This is a genomic window from Blastococcus saxobsidens (assembly GCF_010682065.1).
Lineage (GTDB): Bacteria > Actinomycetota > Actinomycetes > Mycobacteriales > Geodermatophilaceae > Blastococcus > Blastococcus saxobsidens_B.
Genome location: NZ_JAAGWG010000015.1, coordinates 1 through 21,075 on the forward strand (window position 1 = coordinate 1; position 21,075 = coordinate 21,075).

The window sequence follows — 21,075 nt, forward strand, 5'->3', positions numbered from 1 at the left end:
CAACCATCACCGCGGCCACACCGCGCTCGGCGGACGAACCCCCGCCGCCCGCGTCACCAACCTGGCGGGTCAGTACAACTAGCTCACTCGGCGGACCCGAAGGCGGCGGCCAGCTCCCGCGCGCGGGGCGCGTCCTCCGGGAAGACCAGGACGTCGGCCCGGTGCGGGGCGGGGAAGCGCACCGTGGACCGGATGCCGGCGTCGGAGAGCAGCGCCCGCAGCTGCAGCGCGGACTCGCGCCTTGCCAGCGTGGCGACCCGCGTGAGCAGCCCGTCGTCGCCCGCCGCGGGCGGGGTCGGCCGGGGCCCGCCGAACGCCCACCGCGTGAACAGCACGAGCAGCAGCAGGACCACGATGGCCACGCCCGGGCCGATCACCCGCCCCGCATCGACCAGCATGACGCCCCTTCTCCGACCCCGTTCGAGTGTGCCACCGCACACGGTGCCCACGCCGGGGCTGCTACTCACGGGTAACCGCCCTAGACTCCCGCGACATGCCGTTCCCTTCGAAGCCGTCGGAGCGCGACCGCCCCTGGGTCATGCGCACCTATGCCGGACACTCCTCGCCGGCCGAGTCGAACGCCCTGTACCGGCGCAACCTGGCGAAGGGCCAGACCGGGCTGTCGGTCGCCTTCGACCTGCCGACGCAGACCGGGTACGACCCCGACGACGAGCTCGCCGTGGGCGAGGTCGGCAAGGTCGGGGTGCCGGTCACGCACATCGGTGACATGCGCGCCCTCTTCGACGGCATCCCGCTCGACGAGATGAACACGTCGATGACGATCAACGCGACGGCGATGTGGCTGCTCGCGCTCTACCAGGCCGTCGCCGAGGAGCACGGGCACGACGTCACCACGCTGGCGGGGACGACGCAGAACGACATCATCAAGGAGTACCTGTCGCGGGGGACCTACGTCTTCCCGCCGGCTCCCTCGATGCGGCTGATCACCGACATGGTCGCCTACACGGTGACGACCATGCCGAAGTGGAACCCGATCAACATCTGCAGCTACCACCTGCAGGAGGCAGGTGCCACGCCGGAGCAGGAGATCGCCTACGCGATCAGCACCGCGATCGCCGTCCTGGACTCGGTGCGCGACTCCGGGCAGGTGCCGCAGGAGAAGTTCGGCGAGGTCGTCGCGCGCATCTCCTTCTTCGTCAACGCGGGCGTCCGCTTCGTCGAGGAGATGTGCAAGATGCGCGCCTTCACCCAGCTCTGGGACGAGCTGACGAAGGAGCGCTACGGCGTCGAGGACCCCAAGCACCGCCGCTTCCGCTACGGCGTCCAGGTCAACTCCCTGGGCCTGACCGAGGCGCAGCCGGAGAACAACGTCCAGCGGATCGTGCTGGAGATGCTCGCCGTCACCCTCTCCCGTGACTCCCGGGCCCGCGCCGTCCAGCTCCCGGCCTGGAACGAGGCGCTCGGCCTGCCCCGGCCCTGGGACCAGCAGTGGTCGCTGCGGCTGCAGCAGGTGCTGGCCTACGAGACCGACCTGCTCGAGTACGAGGACCTCTTCACCGGCTCGGTCGTCGTGGAGCAGAAGGTCGCGCAGATCCTCGAGGGCGCCCGCACCGAGATCGCGCGGGTGCAGGAGATGGGCGGGGCCGTGGCCGCCGTCGAGTCCGGCTACATGAAGGGCCAGCTGGTGGGTTCGCTGGCCGAGCGCCGCCGCCGGATGGAGAGCGGCGAGGACGTCGTCGTCGGCGTCAACAAGTTCGACACCACCGAGCCCAACCCGCTGACCGCCGACCTCGACACCGCGATCATGACGGTCGACCCGGCCGTGGAGGCCGCCGCCCAGGAGGCGGTGCGGAAGTGGCGCGCCGAGCGCGACCAGGGGAGGTGCGACGAGGCGCTGGACGCGCTGCGCGCGGCCGCCTCGTCGGACGTGAACCTGATGCCGGCGACGCTGGACTGCGCCCGCGCCGGCGTGACGACCGGCGAGTGGGCCGGCGTGCTGCGCGAGGTGTTCGGGGAGTACCGGGCCCCCACCGGCGTGGCTGCGGCCGCCGGCGGGGGAGAGGCCGACCAGGCGCTCACCGACGTCCGCGAGCGGGTGCGGGCCACCGGTGAGGAGCTCGGCGGCCGGCTGCGGTTCCTGGTCGGCAAGCCGGGGCTGGACGGGCACTCCAACGGCGCCGAGCAGATCGCCGTGCGCGCCCGTGACGCCGGCTTCGAGGTGATCTACCAGGGCATCCGGCTCACGCCCGCCCAGATCGTCTCGGCGGCCGTCGAGGAGGACGTGCACGTCGTCGGGCTCTCGGTGCTGTCCGGCTCCCACCTCCAGGTCGTTCCTGCGGTGCTGCAGGGGCTCCGGGAGGCCGGGCTGGACGACGTCCCCGTGGTCGTCGGCGGGATCATCCCGGACAGCGACGCGCGGCGGCTCCGCGAGCAGGGCGTGGCCCGGGTGTTCACGCCCAAGGACTTCGGCCTCAACGACATCATGGGTTCCGTCGTCGACGTGATCCGCGAGGCCAACGGCCTCGGGGACAAGGTGCCCGCCGGCGTCTGAGCGACACGGTCGGGTGATCGTGCGCACGTCGCGGAATGCCGGGGCCCGCCCCGGCACTGACCCCCGCGTGGAGAACGTGTGGGGGCTGACGCGACGGCGCGCCCTGGACTACGGACGGACGACGACGGCGAGCTGTTGAGCACCCGCTCGACCCTCGCCCTCGTCCTCCTCCCTCAGAACAGGTAGTCCTCCGTGCTCGCTCGTCTCCGCCGTGTGCCCTTCGCGGCACAGGTGCTCCTCGCCCTCGTCGTCGGCGTCGCCCTCGGCCTGGTCGCCCGTGACATCGGCCCCGTCGCCGACGGCTCGCCCAACTGGCTGGCCAGCACCCTCCAGACCATCGGCGGCACCTTCGTCACGCTGCTGAAGGCGCTGGTGCCGCCGCTGATCGTCACCGCCGTCATCGTCTCCATCGCCAACCTCAAGCAGGTCTCCAACGCCGCCCGGCTGGCCGGCCAGACGCTGCTCTGGTTCGCCATCACCGCGTTGATCGCCGTGGCCATCGGCATCGGCCTGGGCCTGCTCACCGAGCCCGGCCGCAACAGCTCGGTCGACCCCACCAGCGCGACCGACCCGGGCCGCACCGGCGGCTGGTTCGACTTCCTCACCGGTCTCGTGCCGGGCAACATCCTGGGCCTGCAGGCGTCCGCGGGCGCCGACGGCTCGGTGGGTCTGTCGTTCAACGTGCTGCAGCTGATCGTCATCTCGGTGGCCATCGGGATCGCCGTGCTCAAGGTCGGCGCGCCGGCCGAGCCCTTCCTGGGCTTCGTCCGGTCGGCCCTGGCGATCGTGCAGAAGGTGCTCTGGTGGGTCATCCTGCTGGCCCCGCTCGGCACGCTTGGCCTGATCGGCAACGCCGTCGCCACCTACGGGTGGGACTCCCTGGGCTCGCTCGGCGTGTTCGCCGGCTCGGTCTACGCCGGCCTGGCCCTGGTGCTCTTCGTCGTCTACCCGGTGCTGCTCAAGCTGCACGGCCTCTCGCCGCTGCGGTGGTTCGCCGGTGCGTGGCCGGCGATCCAGCTGGCCTTCGTCTCCCGCTCCTCGATCGGCACGCTGCCGGTGACCGAGCGGGTGACCGAGCAGAACCTCGGCGTCCCGCGGTCCTACGCCTCCTTCGCCGTGCCCCTGGGTGCCACGACGAAGATGGACGGCTGCGCGGCGATCTACCCGGCGCTGGCGGCGATCTTCGTCGCCCAGTTCTTCGGCGTGGACCTCTCGGTCACCGACTACCTGCTCATCGCGCTGGTCTCCGTCGTCGGTTCCGCCGCCACGGCCGGTGTCACGGGCGCGGTCGTCATGCTCACGCTGACCCTCTCGACGCTGGGGCTGCCGCTGGCCGGCGTCGGGCTCCTGCTGGCGATCGACCCCATCCTCGACATGGGCCGCACCGCGGTGAACGTGGCCGGTCAGGCCCTGGTGCCGACGATCGTCGCCAAGCGCGAGGGCATCCTCGACGTCGAGCGCTTCCGGTCGGGTCGTCCCGCGGAGCCGCTGGCCGCCGCCGAGCAGACCGGCGGGGTCGACAGCGACCTGCGCGCTCCCGTTCCCGCCTGAGCCGACGGGCCCGGTCCTCGCGAGAGGCCGGGCCCGTCGTCATGCGGGGGGCAGGTCGGCGCAGCCGGACTCGTGCGGCAGCAGGGGCCGCAGCAGCACCGTCCACCGCGAGCCGTCCGCCGAGGTCCACGGCGTGGCCGCCGACGCCGACTCCGCCGCCTCCAGCAGCGCCTGCGCCTCGGCCCCGGTCGCCGTTGCGCAGGTGACGCCCGGCGCGATCGGCTCCCCGGGCAGCTCCGGGCCGGGCCAGCGCTGCTCCGGCTGGGCCGGCTCCACCTCGACGTAGGGGCTCACCAGCGCCGCCACCGCCTCGGGCCGGTACGGCTCCGGTCCGGTGACGCGCTCGGCCCCCAGCGCCGCGGCCGGGTCCCGGAGCTCGTCCAGGAACGTCAGGAGCCGGTCCCGGGCGGCGGCCTGCTCCTCGGTCAGGCCGGCCTCCCCGGCCGGCGCGGGACCCAGGTCCATGCCCAGGGCGTAGGCCTCACGGGTGACCGTCGTCCCGCCGGTCCGGACGACGAACCGGGTCGTGGTCACGTCGGTGACCGGCGGCCGGCCGAGGTCGTCGGTCTCCGCGACGCCGGCCGCGAGCGCCCGGTCGACCAGGTCCCGCACCCCGCCGTCGTCGAGCAGGTACAGCTGCAGGTTGGGCAGCGCGGGAGCCGGCCAGATCGCCACCACCGGCCCGTCGGTGATCAGCCGGCCGTCGGCGTACACGGTCACCGTGGGGATCCGGCCGGTCAGCAGGGCGGGCGTCGTGTAGCCGCCCTGCTCGGTCACCTGCAGGACCACGGTGGCGTCCGCCGCGGCCGGCGCGGGCTCGGGCGACGGGCCGCCGCCGGCGGGCGAGGCGCAGGCGCTGACCAGGAGGAGCAGGGCGAGCGCGGCGCCCGCGCGCACGGGACGAGTCGGCATACGGGTAGGACGGCACGATCGTCCGGATGGTTCCACCGGAGACGGTCAGGCGCCGAGGACCTCGTGCGCGGGGACGGGGCGGCCGAAGAGGTAGCCCTGCCCGTAGCGCACGCCTCGGGCGATCAGGGTGTCCCGCTCCGCCGGGTCCTCCACGCCCTCGGCGACCAGGCGCGCCCCGGTCTCCTCGGCGAAGGCCACCATGGCCGAGGTCATCGCCTGGCGGGCGGGATCGGACTGCAGGCCCATGACCAGGCCGATGTCGAGCTTGATGACGTCGGGGCTCAGCCGCAGGATGTGCCGGAGGCTGGCGTAGCCGGCACCGGCGTCGTCCACGCTCACGGCGATCCCCGCGCGGCGCAGCCGTCGGGTGACCGCGACGACCGCCTCGTAGTCCTCGACCGCGCTGTGCTCGGTGATCTCCACGGCAAGGGGGCAGCCGGCGTGGTCGAGCAGGAGGTCGACCACCGTCGGGCACAGCAGTGCGTCGGGCGACAGGTTGACCGCGAGGGTCGCCCCGCCGGGCAGCCGGCCCGCCACGGCCAGCGCCGCGCGCGCCGCCACCTCCTCCAGCTCGACGCCCACCCCGACCGCGGCGGCCTCGCCGAACAGCGCCGCCGGCCCGTCCCCGGCCCACCCGGGGAAGCGGCTGAGGGCCTCGTGCCCGACGACGGCGCCGGTCAGCATCTCCACCACCGGCTGCAGGTGGATCTCGACGGCGCCCTGCGCCAGGAAGGCGCGCACCCGGGCGCGGCGGGCGGCCAGGTCATGCCCGGTCCCTGCTCCGGCGTGCCGGTAGTGGTCGCTGATCAGGTCGGCGAGCAGCTCCACCGTGCGGACCGACTCGCCGTCCAGCTGCGCCCCCGGGTCGCGGCTCACGCAGCAGAGCATGCCGATCGGCCGTGAGTCGGCACCCCGCACCGGTGCGCCGACGTAGGAGCCGATGTGCAGGTCGCCGGTCACGGCGAGGTCGCGGGTGCGCGGGTCGCGCGCGGCTCCGGTCACCACGGGAGGCAGCTGACCGCTGAGCACCCGGACGCAGTAGGAGCCCTCCAGCGGGGCGGTCATGCCCTCGTGCACGTTCATCGAGTCCAGGTCGCCGGTGGCCGAGGTGATCAGCTGGCTGCCCTCGGTGAACAGCGACACCCAGGCGACCTCCATGCCCAGCCGGGCGCGGGCGGCGTCGAGCAACCAGTGCACCCAGTCGCCGGCGGGGCCGCCCTCGGTGCGAACGCCGACCGCCCCCGCTGTGCCCACGTCGCCATTCTGCGGGCCGGTGGCGCCGGTCACCACGGTTTCCGTTCCGGATTCTTTCCGGAACCCGGTGCCGGCGCGGCCCCGGGGAAGGGGGCGGTAGCGTCGGCGCCCGTGCGTCTGGTCATCGCCCGTTGCTCGGTCGACTACGTCGGTCGGCTCACCGCCCACCTCCCCATGGCGACCCGCCTGCTGCTGGTCAAGGCCGACGGGTCGGTGTCGGTGCACGCCGACGACCGCGCCTACAAGCCGCTGAACTGGATGACCCCGCCGTGCCGGCTCGAGGAGGACCTCGCCGACGGCGCCGGCACCTGGACGGTGACCAACAAGGCGGGGGAACAGCTGATCATCTCCATCGAGGAGGTGCTGCACGACCACGCGCACGAGCTGGGCCCCGACCCCGGGCTGCAGAAGGACGGCGTCGAGGCCGAGCTGCAGCGGCTGCTGGCCCTGCACGTGGAGACCTTCGGCGCCGGGTGGTCGCTCGTGCGGCGGGAGTACCCCACGGCCATCGGCCCGGTCGACCTGCTGTGCCGGGACGCCGCCGGCGGAGTCGTGGCCGTGGAGATCAAGCGGCGTGGCGAGATCGACGGCGTCGAGCAGCTGACCCGGTACCTCGAGCTGCTCAACCGCGACCCGCTGCTCGCGCCGGTCAAGGGCGTCTTCGCCGCGCAGGAGATCAAGCCGCAGGCGCGGGTGCTCGCCGCCGACCGGGGCATCGACTGCGTCACCGTCGACTACGCCGTCCTCAAGGGCACCGACGACCCGACCCAGCGCCTCTTCTGAGTTACCGGCCGGTAGCCCGCGCGCGGCCGGAATGGGCGAATGAGAGACTGCCCGCGATCACCGGCGGCAGAGGAGATGGCAACGTGGCCAGGGAACTGAACGAGGTCGGCGTCGTGGGGCTGGGCACCATGGGTGCCGGCATCGCGGAAGTACTCGCACGGGCGGGCCTGTCGGTCACGGCCGTCGAGGTCACCGACGAGGCGCTGGGCCGCGGCCGCGGTCACGTCGAGCAGTCCACCGACCGGGCCCTCGCCCGCGGGAAGCTGGACCCGGCGGAGCGGGACCAGATCTTCGAGCGCATCCGGTTCAGCACGTCGCTGGAGGACCTGAGCACCGCCGAGCTGGTCATCGAGGCCATCCCCGAGCGCATGGAGCTCAAGGCCGACGTCTTCACCAAGCTCGACAAGATCTGCCCGCCGGACACCATCCTGGCGACCAACACCTCGAGCCTCTCGGTCACCGAGCTCTCGGTCGTCACGGGGCGGCCCAGCAAGGTGATCGGCATGCACTTCTTCAACCCGGCCCCGGTCATGAAGCTGGTCGAGGTCGTGCAGACCGTCGTCACCGAGCCCTCCGTGGTGGAGGACGTCGAGGCGCTGGCCGACCGGCTGGGCAAGGTCGACGTCACCATCGGTGACCGCGCCGGCTTCATCGCCAACGCGCTGCTGTTCGGCTACCTCAACCACGCGGTCTCGATGTTCGAGAACCGGTACGCCAGCCGCGAGGACATCGACGCCGCCATGCGCCTGGGCTGCGGCCTGCCCATGGGCCCGCTCGCGCTCATGGACCTCATCGGCATCGACACCGCCTACGAGATCCTCGACACGATGTACAAGCAGTCGCGGAACCGGCTGCACGCCCCGAGCCCGATCATCAAGCAGATGATGACCGCCGGTCTGCTCGGCCGGAAGGTCGGCCGCGGCTTCTACACCTACGCCGAGGCCGGGTCGGCCGAGGTCGTCCCCGACGCGCAGACCCCGACCCCCGGCGGTGCCGCCGAGGGCGCCCGCGAGGTGCGGACGGTCGGCGTCGTCGGCTCGGGCACGATGGCCACCGGCATCATCGAGGTGGTCGCCAAGGGCGGCTTCGACGTCGTGTTCGTCGCCCGTGCCGCCGACAAGGTCGACGCCGTCCAGAAGGCGCTGGCCAAGTCGCTGGACAAGCAGGTGGTCCGCGGCCGGCTCGAGGAGAGCGCCCGCGACGAGATCCTGGCCCGGGTCACCGGCACCACCTCCCTGGACGACCTCGCCGACCGCGATCTGATCATCGAGGCCGTCGTCGAGTCGCTGCCGGTCAAGGAGGCGCTGTTCGCCAACCTCGGTGAGCTCGCCAAGCCCGGTGCGGTCCTGGCGACGACGACGTCGAGCCTGCCCGTCATCGAGTGCGCCAAGGCCAGCGGCCGCCCGGCCGACGTCGTGGGCATGCACTTCTTCAACCCGGCGCAGGTGATGAAGCTGGTGGAGGTCGTGTCGACGATCTCCACCGCACCCGACGTGGCCGCCACGATCCACGCGGTGTCGGCGCAGCTGAAGAAGCACGCCGTGTCCTGCACCGACCGGGCCGGCTTCATCGTCAACGCGCTGCTCTTCCCGTACCTGAACGACGCGGTGAAGATGCTCGAGGCGCACTACGCCACCGCCGACGACATCGACGCGGCCATGAAGGTCGGCTGTGGCTACCCGATGGGTCCCTTCGAGCTGCTCGACGTCGTCGGCCTGGACGTCTCCCTGGCCATCGAGCGCGAGCTCTACACCGAGTTCCGGGAGCCCGGTTTCGCGCCGGCTCCGCTGCTCGAGCACCTGGTCACCGCCGGCTACCTCGGCCGCAAGACCGGTCGCGGGTTCCGGGACTACGCCAGCCGCTGACGGGTGCCCCGTCGCCGTCCACGAGCCGGCTCGAGGCCTTCGGGTCGCGAGCCGGCTCGTCGCGTCGATCCGGTCGAGGAGGCGGCGGACGGCGACTGGGTGGTGCGGGCCCTCACCGGCTCGGCCACGGGGAAGACCTACCGGTGCCCCGGGTGCGACCAGGAGATCCGGCCGGGCACGCCGCACGTGGTGACCTGGCCGGCGTACGCCCGCGACTCCGACCTGGAGCCCTGGGACGTCGAGTCCTCGGCCGACCGGCGTCGGCACTGGCACACCACCTGCTGGCGCTCCCGCGACCGACGGCGCTGAAGAAGGACCCCGCTGCCCCCCACGCCTCGCGAGCTCGGCGCGGGCCCCTGCAGCGGGGCCGTTCCATCAACTCACCAGCTCGGCGCGGGCCCCTGCAGCGGGGCCGTTCCATCAGCTCACGAGCTCGGCCGAGACCACGACGTTGTCCCGGTAGCCGCCCGTCCGCCGGTCGAACGGGCCGCCGCAGGTGATCAGCCGGAGCTCGGCCGCGGACACCGGCGCGTAGACCCGCTCGCCCGGGAAAGCGCTCTTGGCGTGCCGGTCGACGGCGGTGACGCGGAACCGCGCGACGCTGCCGTCGGCGCGGTCCACCAGCACCTCGTCGCCGGGGACGACCCCGGACAGCCCGGCGAGCACACCCGGGCGGCCGGCCCAGTCCACGTGGCCGGTGAGCACCGCCGGACCGGGAGCGCCCGGGAGCGGGCCGCCGGTGAACCAGCCTGCCACGGCCGGGTCCGCGGGTGGCACCAGCGCGCCGGCGCCGTCCAGGCCGGCTCCGGCCACCGCTCCGTCGATCCCGGCGGCCGGCACCCGCAGCCGCACGGGGGCCGCTACCGTCGCCGCCGCGCGGACCGGGGGAGCGGGCGGAGCGACGGCGGCGACGAGCCGGTCGAGGAACCCACCGCTCCCCGGCCCGCCGCCCGCCTCGACACCGCCGACGGGCCGCACCGCCGGGCCGGCCGCGTCGAGGACCGCGCGCAGGGTGGGTCCGTCCGGACCGGTGAGGGCCAGCAGCGTGACGACCGCACCGGCCGGTAGGTCCACCGGCACGTCGTCGGACCCGCCGGAGACCCGGGCCAGGTGCCGGCCGCCGGGTACCAGCACGTAGCCGCCGGTGCCCGGCCACGCGAGCCCGTCGGCCAGCACGGGGCCACCGTCCAGCACGACGTCCACCGGGGGCAGCCCGGCGGCGGCAGCCAGGACACGGACCCGGGCCGAGCCCGCCGGGGGAGCGCTCAGGTCGTCGGGCACCGTCGCCAGGACGAGATCGGCGAAGGGGCCGACGACGGTCACCGTGCTCGCACCGCCGGGCTCCAGCCGCACCCGCATCGACAGCACCGGCGGCACGCCCGCGGGGGAGCCCGCCGCGCGGACGCCGACCGCCCACTCGCCGGCCGTCAGCTCCTGGAAGCCGCTCACGTCGCCGTGGGCCAGGTGCTGGACGACCGTGGGTCCCGGGTCGGTGAGGACGGTGCCGGGTGCCGCGGCCGGGCTGAGCGTGACGTCGACGGCCGGGGTGTCGGGGGAGAGGTGGGCGACGCGGAGGGTCGCGGTCCCCGGCTCGTCCGCCGCGGCCGGCGGTGGCGACCAGAGACCGGCCAGGAGCACACCCAGCAGCACACCCAGCAGCACACCCAGCAGCAGGGCCACGACAGCCGGCAGCCCGCGGACCGACCGGACCCGGTGGTCCGTGGGCACGGGGGCTGCCGGGAGGTGCTGGGAGGGGATTACGAGCGCCCCTGGCCCACCGGCTGGTCGATCTCCTGGGTGCTGCCGGACTGCGACCCGGGAGTGGAACCGGTCGTGCTGCCCTGCCGCGAGGGGAGCGGGAGCTGCCGGGTGGTCGGCTCACCGGAGCGCTGCGGCGTCGGCGCCGGGAAGGTCGCGGTGACCGGGTCCGGCCGGGTCGGCTGGCGGGCGGCGGCTGCCTCGCTCTCACCACGGTTGACCTGCACGGCCGGCTGCTGCCCGGTCTGCGGCCCGGCGACAGGCGCCGGGGACTGGGCGGCGGGCTGGGCCGCGGGGGCAGCCGGGGCCGTCGTCGGCTGGGCGGCCTGCGGCGGGACCGCCGGCTCCGCGGACGCGGCGGCCGGCTCCGGCGCGGAGGGCTCGGTGGTCTTCGCCGGCGCCTGGGACGCCACGGCGCGGCGGTCGGCGTCGGCGTCGTCGCGGGCCTGCTGGGCACGGTCGCTGAGGTCGGGCAGCCCGTCGAGCAGGCGGCGGGCCTGCACCAGCCGTCCGGTCAGCTCGTCCCGCACCTCGCGGATGGCCTCGGCGCGGGCCTCGCCCTCGGCGACCAGCTGCGCGGCGTGCTGCTCGGCGGCGGCGATCCGCTGCCGGGCGGCCTGCGTGGAGACGCGCTCGCGCTCCTCCTCGACCCGGGCAGCCTCCGCACGGCGGGCGCGCTGCGCGATGTCGAAGTCCTCCTCGACCTTGGCGCGGCGGGCCTGCGACTCGGCGTCCAGGCGGGCCACGCGCTCCTGTGCCTTGGCCACCAGCTCGTCGGCGCGGATCTGGGCCTTCTGGGCGATCTGCTCGGCGGTCTGCCGGGCCTCGGCGATCATCCGCTCGACCTCGGCCTGCCCGGCGGCGTGGCGCTCGAGCAGTGCCCGCTCCTCGGCGGCGGTCTGCTCGCGGACGGCCATCGCGTCGGCCTCGGCGGCGCGGCGGATCTCGCCCGCCTCCTCCTCGGCCAGCTGCAGCATGTGCTGGATGCGCTCGCTGATGTTCTCGAACGTGGGGGCGGCGGCGGTCGCGGCCTTGCGGCGCAGCGACTCGATCTCGCCGTGCAGGGCCGACAGCTGGCTGGCCATGTCGGCGGTGCGCGCCACGGCGGCGTCGCGGTCGGCCAGCGCGATGCGGAAGTCGGCCTCGAGCCGCTCGATCGTGTCGGCGACCTGGCTGCGGTCGTACCCCCGCAGGACGACGTCGAACGAGTGCTGTGCCTCGTGCATCGGAAGATCGCGGCGGGGGTCGCTCATGCGTCCATCCTCGCAGAAGGGGGAGGGCTCGTCACCGTCCCGGGGCCAGTGGAAATCCCAGCCGTCCCGAGCGTCCCTGGTGACACGCGGGACCGGTTCCCCGGTGGGGCCGGCGCGTCGCCGGCCCCACCGGGCGCAGCATCAGATGCCGCGGAAGCGGTTGATCGCCTCGAGGTGCTTCTCGCGCTTCTCGGCGTCCTTGACGCCCAGCCCCTCCTCGGGGGAGAGGGTCAGGACGCCGACCTTGCCCTGGTGGGCGTTCTTGTGGACGTCGAGGGCGGCCTGGCCGACGTCGGCCATCGGGTAGACCTTGGACAGCGTCGGGTGGATGAGGCCCTTGTCGATGAGCCGGTTGGCCTCCCACGCCTCCTTGTAGTTCGCGAAGTGCGAGCTGAGGATGTTCTTGAGGTTCATCCAGAGGTACCGGTTGTCGTACTGGTGCATGTAGCCGGTGGTCGAGGCGCAGGTGACGATCGTGCCGCCCTTCTTGGCGACGTAGACGCTGGCGCCGAAGGTCTCGCGGCCCGGGTGCTCGAAGACGATGTCGACGTCCTCGCCGCCGGTCAGCTCACGGATCTTCTTGCCCAGGCGCTGCCACTCCTTGGGGTCCTGGTTGTTCTCGTCCTTCCAGAACTTGTACTGCTCCGCGGACCGGTCGATGATCAGCTCGGCGCCCATCTTGCGGACGATCTCGGCCTTCTCGGGGCTGCTGACCACGCAGACGGGGATCGCGCCGCCGTTGAGCGCCATCTGGGTGGCGTAGGAGCCCAGGCCGCCGGAGGCGCCCCAGATCAGCACGGTGTCGCCCTGCTTCATGTGGGCGCCGTTGCGGCTGACCAGCTGCCGGTAGGCGGTCGAGTTGACCAGGCCGGGGGCCGCCGCCTCCTCCCAGGAGAGGTGGGCGGGCTTGGGCATCAGCTGGTTGCTCTTGACCAGGGCCATCTCGGCGAGACCGCCGAAGTTGGTCTCGAAGCCCCAGATCCGCTGCTGCGGGTCCATCATCGTGTCGTCGTGCCCGGCCGGGTCCTCGAGCTCGACCGACAGGCAGTGCGCGACGACCTCGTCGCCCGGCTTCCACTTGTTGACGCCCGGGCCCACGCGCAGCACGACGCCGGCGAGGTCGGAGCCCACGATGTGGTACGGCAGGTCGTGGCGCTTGGTGAGCTCGGAGACCCGGCCGTAGCGCTCGAGGAAGCCGAAGGTCGAGACCGGCTCGAAGATCGACGTCCAGACGGTGTTGTAGTTCACCGAGGAGGCCATGACGGCCACGATCGCCTCGCCCGGGCCGAGCTCCGGGGTGGCGACCTCCTGGACGTGCAGCGACTTGCGCGGGTCCTTGTCCTTGGTGGCCACCCCCTCGAACATGGTCTGCTCGTCCTTGCGCACCACGACGGCGCGGTAGGACTCCGGCACAGCCAGGCCGCCCAGCGCGTCCAGCTGGTCGGCGAGGATGGCGTCCCTGATCTCGTTCACGCGTACTCCCGGGTCGTCTGCGGCCGTCGTCGGCCGGGCTCGGAGGGCGGTGCGGGTTCGGCGATGTTACCGGTCGGTAACCGCGCCGGTGGGGCGGGTCAGTGCGAAGGGGTGGCGGCGGGCTCGACGAGCTCCACCAGGACGCCGCCGGCGTCCTTCGGATGGATGAAGTTCACCCGGCTGTCGGAGGTGCCGCGCTTGGGCACGTCGTAGAGCAGACGGAGGCCGCGCTCGCGCAGGGTCGCGCTGACCGCCTCGACGTCCTCCACCCGGAAGGCCAGCTGCTGCAGCCCCGGGCCGGAGCGCCCGATGAACTTGGCGATGGTCGACTCGGGGGTGAGCGGAGCGAGCAGCTGGATGCGGGTGTCGCCGTCGCCGACGGCGAGCATCGCCTCGCGTACGCCCTGCTCCTCGTTGGTCTCCTCGTGCACGGAGCGCACCCCGAAGGCCTGGGAGTAGAAGGCGATCGCCTCGTCCAGGTCGGGGACGGCGATGCCCACGTGGTCGATGGTGGTGAACAGGCCGGCGGGCAGGCCCGTCGCGGCGCTGGCGTGATCGGCGTCGTTGGTGGTCACGCGGGCATCTTGCAGGCAAGACGTCTGGGACGACAGCTCGAAGTGGCACGGCTCACGCGCCCGCGTGACCGCGACCACACTCCTCGGACTGCCGCAGGCCGGGGCGCCGTCCTATCCTTCCCGGCAAGGCCCGGCGCCGTGCCTGGCCGTGACCTGCCTGGTCACGGCCGCTCGCGGTGCTTCGGAGACAACGTGGTCGCCACCGGCGGCGGCCCGGCACTGGAGGCAGCATGTCCCGCTCGGTCATCGTCAGCGGCGCCCGTACCCCGATGGGCCGGCTCCTCGGCTCGCTCAAGGACTTCTCCGCCGCCGACCTCGGTGGCTTCGCGATCAAGGCGGCCCTCGAGCGCGCCGGCGTCAGCGGCGACCAGGTCGACTACGTGATCATGGGCCAGGTCATCCAGGCCGGTGCCGGGCAGAACCCCGCCCGCCCGGCGGCCGTCAACGGCGGCATCCCGATGTCGGTGCCGGCGCTGACCATCAACAAGGTCTGCCTCTCGGGCCTGTCGGCCATCGCGATGGCCGACCAGCTCATCCGCGCCGGCGAGTACGACATCGTCGTCGCCGGTGGCATGGAGTCGATGACGCAGGCGCCGCACATCCTGGCGAACTCGCGCACCGGCACCAAGTACGGCGACACCAAGCTCATCGACTCGATGGCCCACGACGGCCTCTCCGACACCTTCGACCAGGTGGCGATGGGCGAGCTGACCGAGAAGGCCAACTCCCGGTACGACCTGACCCGCGAGGAGCAGGACGAGTTCGCCGCGGCCAGCCACCAGAAGGCCGCGCGGTCGCACAAGGACGGCGTCTTCGCCGAGTCGATCACCCCGGTGCTCATCCCGCAGCGCAAGGGCGACCCGATCGAGTTCACCGACGACGAGGGCATCCGTCCCGACACGACGGCGGAGAGCCTGTCGAAGCTGAAGCCGGCCTTCGCCAAGGACGGCACGATCACCGCCGGCACCGCCTCGCAGATCTCCGACGGCGCCTGCGCGGTCGTGGTCATGAGCGCGGCCAAGGCCGCCGAGCTCGGCATCACCCCGATCGCGGAGATCGGCGCGCACGGCGTCGTCGCCGGTCCGGACGCCACCCTGCAGAGCCAGCCGTCGCGCGCGATCCAGAAGGCCTGCGCGCGGGAGGGCATCGACCCCAAGGACCTCGACGTCGTCGAGCTCAACGAGGCCTTCGCCGCCGTCGGCATCGTCTCCACCCGCGAGCTGGGCATCGACCCCGAGAAGGTCAACCCCAACGGTGGCGCCATCGCGCTGGGCCACCCGGTCGGCATGAGCGGCGCCCGCGTGGTCCTCGACGTCGCGCTGGAGATCCGTCGCCGGGGCCTGAAGGTCGGCGCCGCCGCGCTGTGCGGCGGCGGTGGTCAGGGCGACGCCCTGATCCTGCACGCGCCCACCGGCGCGTGACCTCGGACGGCCTCGCGGTCCAGCCCGACGCCTCCGCCGCCCCTCGCGGGCGGCGGGGGCGCCGTGCTGTCGACGTCCCCACCCTCGTCGAGCGCGCCCGCGAGGGGGACGCGCGCGCCGTGGCGCGGCTGATCTCCCTGGTCGAGGACGCCAGCCCGGCCCTCCGGGAGGTCGCGGCGGCACTGGCCCCGCACACCGGCGGTGCCCAGGTCATCGGGCTGACCGGCTCACCGGGCGTCGGCAAGTCGACGTCGACGACGGCGCTGGTGCGCGCGCTGCGGCAGGCCGGAAAGCGGGTCGGCGTGCTGGCCGTCGACCCGTCGTCGCCGTTCTCCGGCGGCGCGCTGCTGGGCGACCGGGTGCGCATGCAGGACCACGCCGGCGACAGCGGCGTCTTCATCCGGTCCATGGCCTCCCGCGGGCACCTCGGCGGGCTGTCCTGGGCCACGCCGCAGGCGCTCCGGGTGCTCGACGCCGCGGGCTGCGACGTCGTGCTGATCGAGACCGTGGGTGTCGGGCAGTCCGAGCTCGAGATCGCCTCGCTGGCCGACACGACGCTGGTGCTGGTGGCCCCCGGGATGGGCGACGGCATCCAGGCGGCCAAGGCCGGGATCCTCGAGGTCGCCGACGTCTTCGTCGTCAACAAGGCCGACCGGGACGGCGCCGACCAGACCGTCCGCGACCTCCGCTACATGCAGTCGCTCGGCGGCCGGCACTCCGAGGCCGGCAACTGGCGCCCGCCGATCTGCCGGACCGTCGCCTCGCGCGACGCCGACAGCGGCGTGGACACCGTGCTGGAGAAGATCGAGGAGCACCGCCGGTGGCTGGAGTCCACCGGCGAGGGCCGCCGCCGGCGCGGCGAGCGCGCCGCCCGGGAGATCGAGGCGATCGCGCTGGCGACGCTCCGCAAGCGGATGGGCGACGTCCGCGGGTCGGCGGCGCTGGAGACGCTGGCCGGCCAGGTCGTCGACGGCGTCACCGATCCCTACCGCGCCGCCGACGAGCTGCTCAGCCGGCTGTAGCCGCCGCCGGTGCGCCTGCGGCCGTGCGGGTGAACCGCGCGGTGAGCCGCTCCCACGGGAGGATCGACAGGATCGCCACGCAGTGCGGCAGGAAGATGATCGTGACGCCGGCGTAGACCATCAGGTGGAAGCCGAGCAGGAACAGCACCAGCCCGATCCGCGCCCGGTCGCTGCGGGCCAGCAGGATCAGCGGGGCCAGGAACTCCATCACGAGCATCACCCACTGCGCCGTCCCGAGGAGCCACGGCAGCTCGAGGGTCCAGTTCGACAGGTCGGTGCCCCGGCGCAGCACCGCGCGGGTGAGGGTCGAGCCGGTCGGCCAGTCCCACCCGCCGAAGCGGATCTTGGCCCAGGCGGCGAGGAAGTAGGTGAGCATCACGGTCACCAGGACGGCGGCCATGGCCCAGCCCGCAGCCTCCGAGGGGCGCCGGTCGCGGAAGCGCGCCCGTCCGATCGTCGGCAGGACCGCGAGCGCCACGAGGAAGGCGATCCGGTCGTGGTCGACCTTGCCGTAGCTCATCGCGATCACCATCCACTCCCCGTAGAGGAGGAAGACGGCGGCGCCCAGCAGTCGGGGGGCCCGGCCGCTGGCGGCGGCCAGCGCGGCCAGCACCAGGGCCCACTGCACCACGACGACGAGGGTCTCGGTGGGGGTCGGCAGGTGCAGCAGCCGGCCGACGAGCAGCGGCTGGTACCACTCCGGGGGCACGTCGGCGTGCGCCCGCACCCACGCGGTGGTGAGGAAGACGTCGATCGGGATGAACAGGTAGGCGATCACCCGGAAGACCGCGATCCGGGCCAGCGGCACGGGGCGGAACCACCAGGCGCCGGGCCCGCGGGCGGAACCGGTCGGCCGGACCTCGGCCGGCTGTGCCCCCATCGTGGTCATGACCCCTTCCCCGGCAGGACGTAGGTGACGAGGACCTGGTCGGTCCAGTCGCCGGTGCGGCGACCCTCGACCAGCTCGAACCGGCGCTGCACGACCTGCACCGACACCAGGTCCGGCGCCGACGGGTTCGCGTCGGCGAAGGCGTCGGCGAGCAGGCCCAGCAGCTCGGGCCGTTCCCGGATCCGCGGCACCTGCCCCTCGAACTCCGCGCGACGCAGGCCCACCTCGCCGCCGGACAGGCGCACCTCCTCGCCGGCCTCGGTCAGCCCGACCGTCCGGGTGGAGGTGACCGCCGCGTTCGGGTCGGCCCGCGTGGAGTACATCCGGAACGGGCCGAAGGGGAACTCGTCGTCGTCGCCCCACACGGTCCCGGCCAGCAGCAGCGCCAGCACGACGGCGGACGCGAGCAACCGCCAGCGGCGGCCGGCGGGCGTCAGCCGGAGCTCCTCCGTCGTCAGAGGGTCCGGGGCGGTCAGGAGCGGCACGGCGGCCAGGGTAGGTCGACGCCGCGCCGATCGGTCGCTCCCGCGCAGCCGATACGGCTCTCCTGCGTACCGCGCTGCCCACCGTGCTCAACCGCCACACCGACGACCGCCGGACGCCGACGTCGCGCACCGCGGCAACCGGCGTGTGAGGATCGTGAGGTGAGTGGCGCGGGTGGACGACCGGACGCCGTCGTCGTCGGAGCGGGGCCCAACGGGCTGGCCGCGGCGCTGCGGCTGTCGGCGGCGGGGCTCCGGGTGCAGGTGGTGGACGCCGGGGACCGTCCCGGCGGCGGGATGCGCACCGAGGAACTGATCCGTCCCGGCTTCCACCACGACGTCTGCTCGACGGTGCAGCCGATGGCTGTCGCCGCGCCGTTCTTCCGCGAGTTCGACGTGGCGAGCCGCGGCGTGCGGTTCGTCCAGCCGGAGATCAACTTCGCGCACCCGCTGGACGGCGGGGGAGCGGCCCTGTCCTTCCGCTCGCTGGAGGAGACGGCGGTCGGCCTCGGTGCCGACGCCGCGGCCTACCGCCGGCTGTTCGAACCGCTGGTCGAGCACGGCGCCGACATCGTCGACTTCTTCCTGTCCAGCCGGCTGCGCTCGCTGCCGACGAAGAGCGTCGCCCAGGTCACGAAGTTCGCCCTCACCGGGCTGCCGAACGTGCGCTGGCTGGCGAACCGGTACTTCGACACCCAGGAGGGCCGCGCCCTGGTGGCGGGGGCCGGGGCGCACGGGATGCTCGACCTGGCCCAGCCGCTGACCTCGGCGCTGGGCATGCTGCTGGCGATGCTCTCCCACCACGCCGGGTGGCCGCTGATCGAGGGCGGTTCGCAGAAGCTTGCCGACGCGATGGTGACCGCGCTGGAGCAGCAGGGTGGCGAGGTCGTCACCGGGCACCGGGTCACCGACCTGCGCGAGTTCGAGGGCGTGCCGGCGGTGCTGCTGGACACCACGCCCGAGGACTTCGTGACGATGGCGGGCGACCGGCTGAACGAGGGCTACCGGCGCTGGGTCCGGCGGTACAAGCACGGCGCCGGCGTCTTCAAGATCGACTGGATCCTGTCCGAGCCCGTGCCCTGGACCAACCCCGACGTCCGGCGTGCCGGCACCATCCACGTCGCCGGCGACCTGGAGGAGACGCTGGCGGGCGAGCGCGCGCCGAACCAGGGCCGGCTCACCGACAAGCCGTACGTGCTGGCCGTCCAGCCGACGGTGCCCGACCCGACGCGGGCACCCGAGGGCGGCCACATCTTCTGGGCCTACGTGCACGTGCCGCACGGTGCCGATGTCGACATGACCGGGCCCATCGAGGACCAGATCGAGCGCTTCGCTCCGGGCTTCAAGGACACCGTCGTCGCGCGGGCGACCAAGAACGCCGTCCAGATGGAGCAGTGGAACCCCAGCTATCTCGGGGGCGACATCTCCAACGGCCAGGCGACGCTGCGCCAGATGCTGTTCCGTCCCGTCCCGCGCTGGAACACCTACCGGACGCCGGTCACCGGCGTGTACATGGCGTCGTCCGCCACCCCGCCGGGTCCGGCCGTGCACGGCATGTGCGGTGACCTCGCGGCGCGGACGGCGCTGCGCGACGTCTTCGGCGTCCGGCACGTCCCGCCGCTGCGGCCGGCACCCGCGGCGTAGGCGGGCACCGGCCGACCGTCAGGGCTACGAAGGTGCCCGGATGCGTATGGGAGCGCTCACGAGAGCCCTCGATGCGACGCTCATGCGTATCGGGACGCTCTCAGGGCCACGGCGATGCGCGCGATCACCACGTGCGGGTCCAGCAGGTCGGCGGCGGTGACGAAGACGACGGTCCACCCTGCGGCGGTCAGCTCGTCGAGGCGCCGTCGGTCGCGCGCCACCTGCTGGGCCCGTCCGTGCCAGAGGCCCTCGTACTCGACGGCGACCTTCTGGTCCGGCCAGGCGAAGTCCACGCGGGCGACGAAGCGGTCATCAGCACCTCGCACCGTGTGCTGCGCCACGGGCCGGGGCAGCGAGGAACGGTGAAGCAGCAGCCGGAGGCGCGTCTCCTGCGGTGACTCCGCCAGGCCGTCGGCGAGCTGAACGGCTCGCCGCAGCTGGCGGCAACCCGGTCCGGTGAGATCGGACGCGGCTGCCCGGAGCGCACCGAGGTCCACGAGCCCGGCACGCAGGAACCGGTCCAGTGCCACGACCGCCTCCTCGACCGGCTGGATCCGAGCGAGGTCCAGCGCCGTCCGCTGCGCGGAGGTGACGCGCACCCCGCCGCGGCGGACCACGTCGGATGCCTCGAGCGCACGCCGCGTCACGCGAATACCCCGGCGCCCCCACGGCTGGTGGGCGCGATCGTGCACTCGACGTCGTCGTCGGGGCCGGCGAGTTCGACGCCCCACAGCACACCGGCGCTACGACCGCTGACCACGGCACCCGGCAGCGCCAGGGCTGCTGCGGCCCGCGCCCGCCGCGCGTGGTCGAGCGACAACGAGGCGCAGGCGTAGACGTCCGGGAAGAGCCGGCGCCACGCCGAGCTCCGCAGCTGCCCCTTCGTCAGGCGCCCCGCTCTCACCTGGGCGGAGCCGCGGAACAGCCGGCCTCGGAGGGCATCTGGTCGGGTGGGTGTGCGGCCACCGGGGCACTCTGCCGCGAGGTGCGCCTCCGGGAAGCGGCCTGTCCACAGGCGGGCGGAGGGGTGTCCCGACTGCGGTTCCTCCCCGGATGCGCATGGGCGCGGTCATCCGCGTGCGTGAATGCGCCCGGATACGGACCGGAGCGCTCATGGCGTGGCGGCGTGCGGCCGGTAGCGTCCGCGGCATGGTGCGCGCACTCGGGCTGCCGTTCGACCCGATCGAACGGGCCGGGGAGACGTGGGAGCAGCGCTTCGGCCCGGCGTCGGCCATGCGCGCCGCGACGTCGATCTTCCGGGTCCAGCAGATCCTGCTCGCCCGGTTCGACGGCGTGCTCAAGCCGCACGAGCTCACCTTCGCCCGCTACGAGGTGCTGGTGCTGCTCACGTTCAGCCGGCTCGGCGAGCTCCCGCTGAAGGTGATCGGCAGCCGGCTGATGGTCCACCCGACCAGCGTCACGAACGCCATCGACCGGCTGGTGGCGGCCGGCTACGTCGACCGCCGGCCCAACCCCGCCGACGGCCGCGGCGTGTTGGCCGCGATCACCGAGCGGGGGCGTGTGGTGGTGGACGTGGCCACCGCCGCGCTCATGGCGCTCGACTTCGGGCTGGCCGAGCTGGGGGAGGAGGAGCGGGCGGAGCTGTTCGCCCTGCTCCGGACCGTTCGCCTCGGCGCGGGGGACGTCGCGGAGGGTCCCCAACACGCCGGGTGACCGTCGA

20 protein-coding genes are annotated in these 21,075 nt (G+C 73.5%); 9 read left to right on the plus strand and 11 right to left on the minus strand.

Going from position 1 to position 21,075, the window contains the following annotated elements:
* Positions 1-83 precede the first annotated feature (83 nt).
* Positions 84-398 carry a hypothetical protein gene (locus GCU60_RS11365; RefSeq protein WP_163205255.1) on the minus strand — a complete coding sequence of 105 codons (315 nt, stop codon included), beginning with the start codon at positions 396-398 and terminating at the stop codon, positions 84-86.
* Between the two features lie 95 nt (positions 399-493).
* Here GCU60_RS11365 and GCU60_RS11370 point away from each other — a divergent pair, with 95 nt between their 5' ends.
* Positions 494-2,512, plus strand: a complete 2,019-nt coding sequence (locus tag GCU60_RS11370; protein WP_163205257.1) for a protein meaA — start codon at positions 494-496, stop codon at positions 2,510-2,512.
* Between the two features lie 192 nt (positions 2,513-2,704).
* Positions 2,705-4,063: a cation:dicarboxylate symporter family transporter gene (locus GCU60_RS11375; RefSeq protein ID WP_163205259.1), complete on the plus strand. Its 1,359-nt coding sequence runs from the start codon at positions 2,705-2,707 to the stop codon at positions 4,061-4,063.
* 39 nt (positions 4,064-4,102) lie between these two features.
* On the opposite strand, the gene GCU60_RS11380 is transcribed toward GCU60_RS11375, so the two are convergent.
* Together GCU60_RS11380 and GCU60_RS20310 are read right to left on the minus strand one after the other, a co-directional pair.
* Positions 4,103-4,975, minus strand: a complete 873-nt coding sequence (locus tag GCU60_RS11380) for a hypothetical protein (RefSeq protein ID WP_163205261.1) — start codon at positions 4,973-4,975, stop codon at positions 4,103-4,105.
* A gap of 45 nt (positions 4,976-5,020) precedes the next feature.
* Positions 5,021-6,229: an EAL domain-containing protein gene (locus GCU60_RS20310; RefSeq protein WP_163205263.1), complete on the minus strand. Its 1,209-nt coding sequence runs from the start codon at positions 6,227-6,229 to the stop codon at positions 5,021-5,023.
* 111 nt (positions 6,230-6,340) lie between these two features.
* Between GCU60_RS20310 and nucS the strand changes: the two genes are divergently transcribed.
* The 3 genes from nucS to GCU60_RS11400 all read left to right on the plus strand — a co-directional run bounded on the left by nucS (position 6,341) and on the right by GCU60_RS11400 (position 9,186).
* Positions 6,341-7,012, plus strand: a complete 672-nt coding sequence (nucS, locus tag GCU60_RS11390; RefSeq protein WP_163205265.1) for an endonuclease NucS — start codon at positions 6,341-6,343, stop codon at positions 7,010-7,012.
* An 83-nt stretch (positions 7,013-7,095) separates the two neighbouring features.
* Entirely contained in the window at positions 7,096-8,877 is a 1,782-nt protein-coding gene (locus tag GCU60_RS11395) for a 3-hydroxybutyryl-CoA dehydrogenase (protein WP_163205267.1), read from the plus strand.
* 99 nt (positions 8,878-8,976) lie between these two features.
* Positions 8,977-9,186, plus strand: a complete 210-nt coding sequence (locus GCU60_RS11400) for a hypothetical protein (protein WP_239521021.1) — start codon at positions 8,977-8,979, stop codon at positions 9,184-9,186.
* A 111-nt stretch (positions 9,187-9,297) separates the two neighbouring features.
* On the opposite strand, the gene GCU60_RS11405 is transcribed toward GCU60_RS11400, so the two are convergent.
* The 4 genes from GCU60_RS11405 to mce form a co-directional block, all read right to left on the minus strand.
* Positions 9,298-10,605: a class F sortase gene (locus GCU60_RS11405; protein ID WP_163205271.1), complete on the minus strand. Its 1,308-nt coding sequence runs from the start codon at positions 10,603-10,605 to the stop codon at positions 9,298-9,300.
* Between the two features lie 29 nt (positions 10,606-10,634).
* On the minus strand, positions 10,635-11,888 hold the full coding sequence (locus GCU60_RS11410) for a hypothetical protein (RefSeq protein ID WP_163205273.1): 1,254 nt from the start codon (positions 11,886-11,888) through the stop codon (positions 10,635-10,637).
* Positions 11,889-12,029: 141 nt separating this feature from the next.
* On the minus strand, positions 12,030-13,361 hold the full coding sequence (gene ccrA, locus GCU60_RS11415) for a crotonyl-CoA carboxylase/reductase (RefSeq protein WP_163205275.1): 1,332 nt from the start codon (positions 13,359-13,361) through the stop codon (positions 12,030-12,032).
* A gap of 98 nt (positions 13,362-13,459) precedes the next feature.
* Positions 13,460-13,936 (minus strand): methylmalonyl-CoA epimerase, encoded by a 477-nt coding sequence (gene mce, locus GCU60_RS11420; RefSeq protein WP_163205277.1) that lies wholly within the window; start codon positions 13,934-13,936, stop codon positions 13,460-13,462.
* A 230-nt stretch (positions 13,937-14,166) separates the two neighbouring features.
* On the opposite strand from mce, the gene GCU60_RS11425 reads away from it, so the two are divergent.
* Both GCU60_RS11425 and meaB read left to right on the plus strand, forming a co-directional pair.
* On the plus strand, positions 14,167-15,357 hold the full coding sequence (locus tag GCU60_RS11425) for an acetyl-CoA C-acetyltransferase (RefSeq protein ID WP_163205278.1): 1,191 nt from the start codon (positions 14,167-14,169) through the stop codon (positions 15,355-15,357).
* Positions 15,354-16,379 (plus strand): methylmalonyl Co-A mutase-associated GTPase MeaB, encoded by a 1,026-nt coding sequence (meaB, locus tag GCU60_RS11430; RefSeq protein WP_163205280.1) that lies wholly within the window; start codon positions 15,354-15,356, stop codon positions 16,377-16,379. Before GCU60_RS11425 ends, meaB begins: the two co-directional genes overlap by 4 nt.
* Here the strand turns inward: meaB and GCU60_RS11435 are convergent.
* Together GCU60_RS11435 and GCU60_RS11440 are read right to left on the minus strand one after the other, a co-directional pair.
* The gene (locus GCU60_RS11435) at positions 16,366-17,268 is read right to left on the minus strand and encodes an MFS transporter permease (RefSeq protein WP_239521025.1); all 903 of its coding nucleotides are present in this window, start codon (positions 17,266-17,268) and stop codon (positions 16,366-16,368) included. The genes meaB and GCU60_RS11435 overlap by 14 nt on opposite strands.
* The gene (locus GCU60_RS11440) at positions 17,265-17,753 is read right to left on the minus strand and encodes a hypothetical protein (RefSeq protein WP_163205282.1); all 489 of its coding nucleotides are present in this window, start codon (positions 17,751-17,753) and stop codon (positions 17,265-17,267) included. Before GCU60_RS11440 ends, GCU60_RS11435 begins: the two co-directional genes overlap by 4 nt.
* Before the next feature lie 159 nt (positions 17,754-17,912).
* Between GCU60_RS11440 and GCU60_RS11445 the strand changes: the two genes are divergently transcribed.
* Positions 17,913-19,394 carry an FAD-dependent oxidoreductase gene (locus GCU60_RS11445; RefSeq protein ID WP_163205284.1) on the plus strand — a complete coding sequence of 494 codons (1,482 nt, stop codon included), beginning with the start codon at positions 17,913-17,915 and terminating at the stop codon, positions 19,392-19,394.
* 80 nt (positions 19,395-19,474) lie between these two features.
* Here GCU60_RS11445 and GCU60_RS21595 read toward each other — a convergent pair whose 3' ends face one another.
* Both GCU60_RS21595 and GCU60_RS20320 read right to left on the minus strand, forming a co-directional pair.
* Positions 19,475-20,041: an endonuclease domain-containing protein gene (locus GCU60_RS21595; RefSeq protein ID WP_345770540.1), complete on the minus strand. Its 567-nt coding sequence runs from the start codon at positions 20,039-20,041 to the stop codon at positions 19,475-19,477.
* On the minus strand, positions 20,038-20,298 hold the full coding sequence (locus GCU60_RS20320) for a hypothetical protein (protein ID WP_239521027.1): 261 nt from the start codon (positions 20,296-20,298) through the stop codon (positions 20,038-20,040). The genes GCU60_RS21595 and GCU60_RS20320 overlap by 4 nt, the downstream gene beginning before the upstream one ends.
* A gap of 245 nt (positions 20,299-20,543) precedes the next feature.
* On the opposite strand from GCU60_RS20320, the gene GCU60_RS11455 reads away from it, so the two are divergent.
* Positions 20,544-21,068, plus strand: a complete 525-nt coding sequence (locus GCU60_RS11455; protein WP_163205286.1) for a MarR family winged helix-turn-helix transcriptional regulator — start codon at positions 20,544-20,546, stop codon at positions 21,066-21,068.
* The last annotated feature ends 7 nt before the right edge of the window (positions 21,069-21,075 follow it).

Coding starts and splice junctions, on each gene's coding strand:
- GCU60_RS11365 (WP_163205255.1), bottom strand. CDS start 398: ATGCTGGTCGATGCGGGGCGGGTGATCGGCCCGGGCGTGGCCATCGTG.
- GCU60_RS11370 (WP_163205257.1), top strand. CDS start 494: ATGCCGTTCCCTTCGAAGCCGTCGGAGCGCGACCGCCCCTGGGTCATG.
- GCU60_RS11380 (WP_163205261.1), bottom strand. CDS start 4,975: ATGCCGACTCGTCCCGTGCGCGCGGGCGCCGCGCTCGCCCTGCTCCTC.
- GCU60_RS11410 (WP_163205273.1), bottom strand. CDS start 11,888: ATGAGCGACCCCCGCCGCGATCTTCCGATGCACGAGGCACAGCACTCG.
- GCU60_RS11425 (WP_163205278.1), top strand. CDS start 14,167: ATGTCCCGCTCGGTCATCGTCAGCGGCGCCCGTACCCCGATGGGCCGG.
- GCU60_RS11435 (WP_239521025.1), bottom strand. CDS start 17,268: ATGACCACGATGGGGGCACAGCCGGCCGAGGTCCGGCCGACCGGTTCC.
- GCU60_RS11455 (WP_163205286.1), top strand. CDS start 20,544: ATGGTGCGCGCACTCGGGCTGCCGTTCGACCCGATCGAACGGGCCGGG.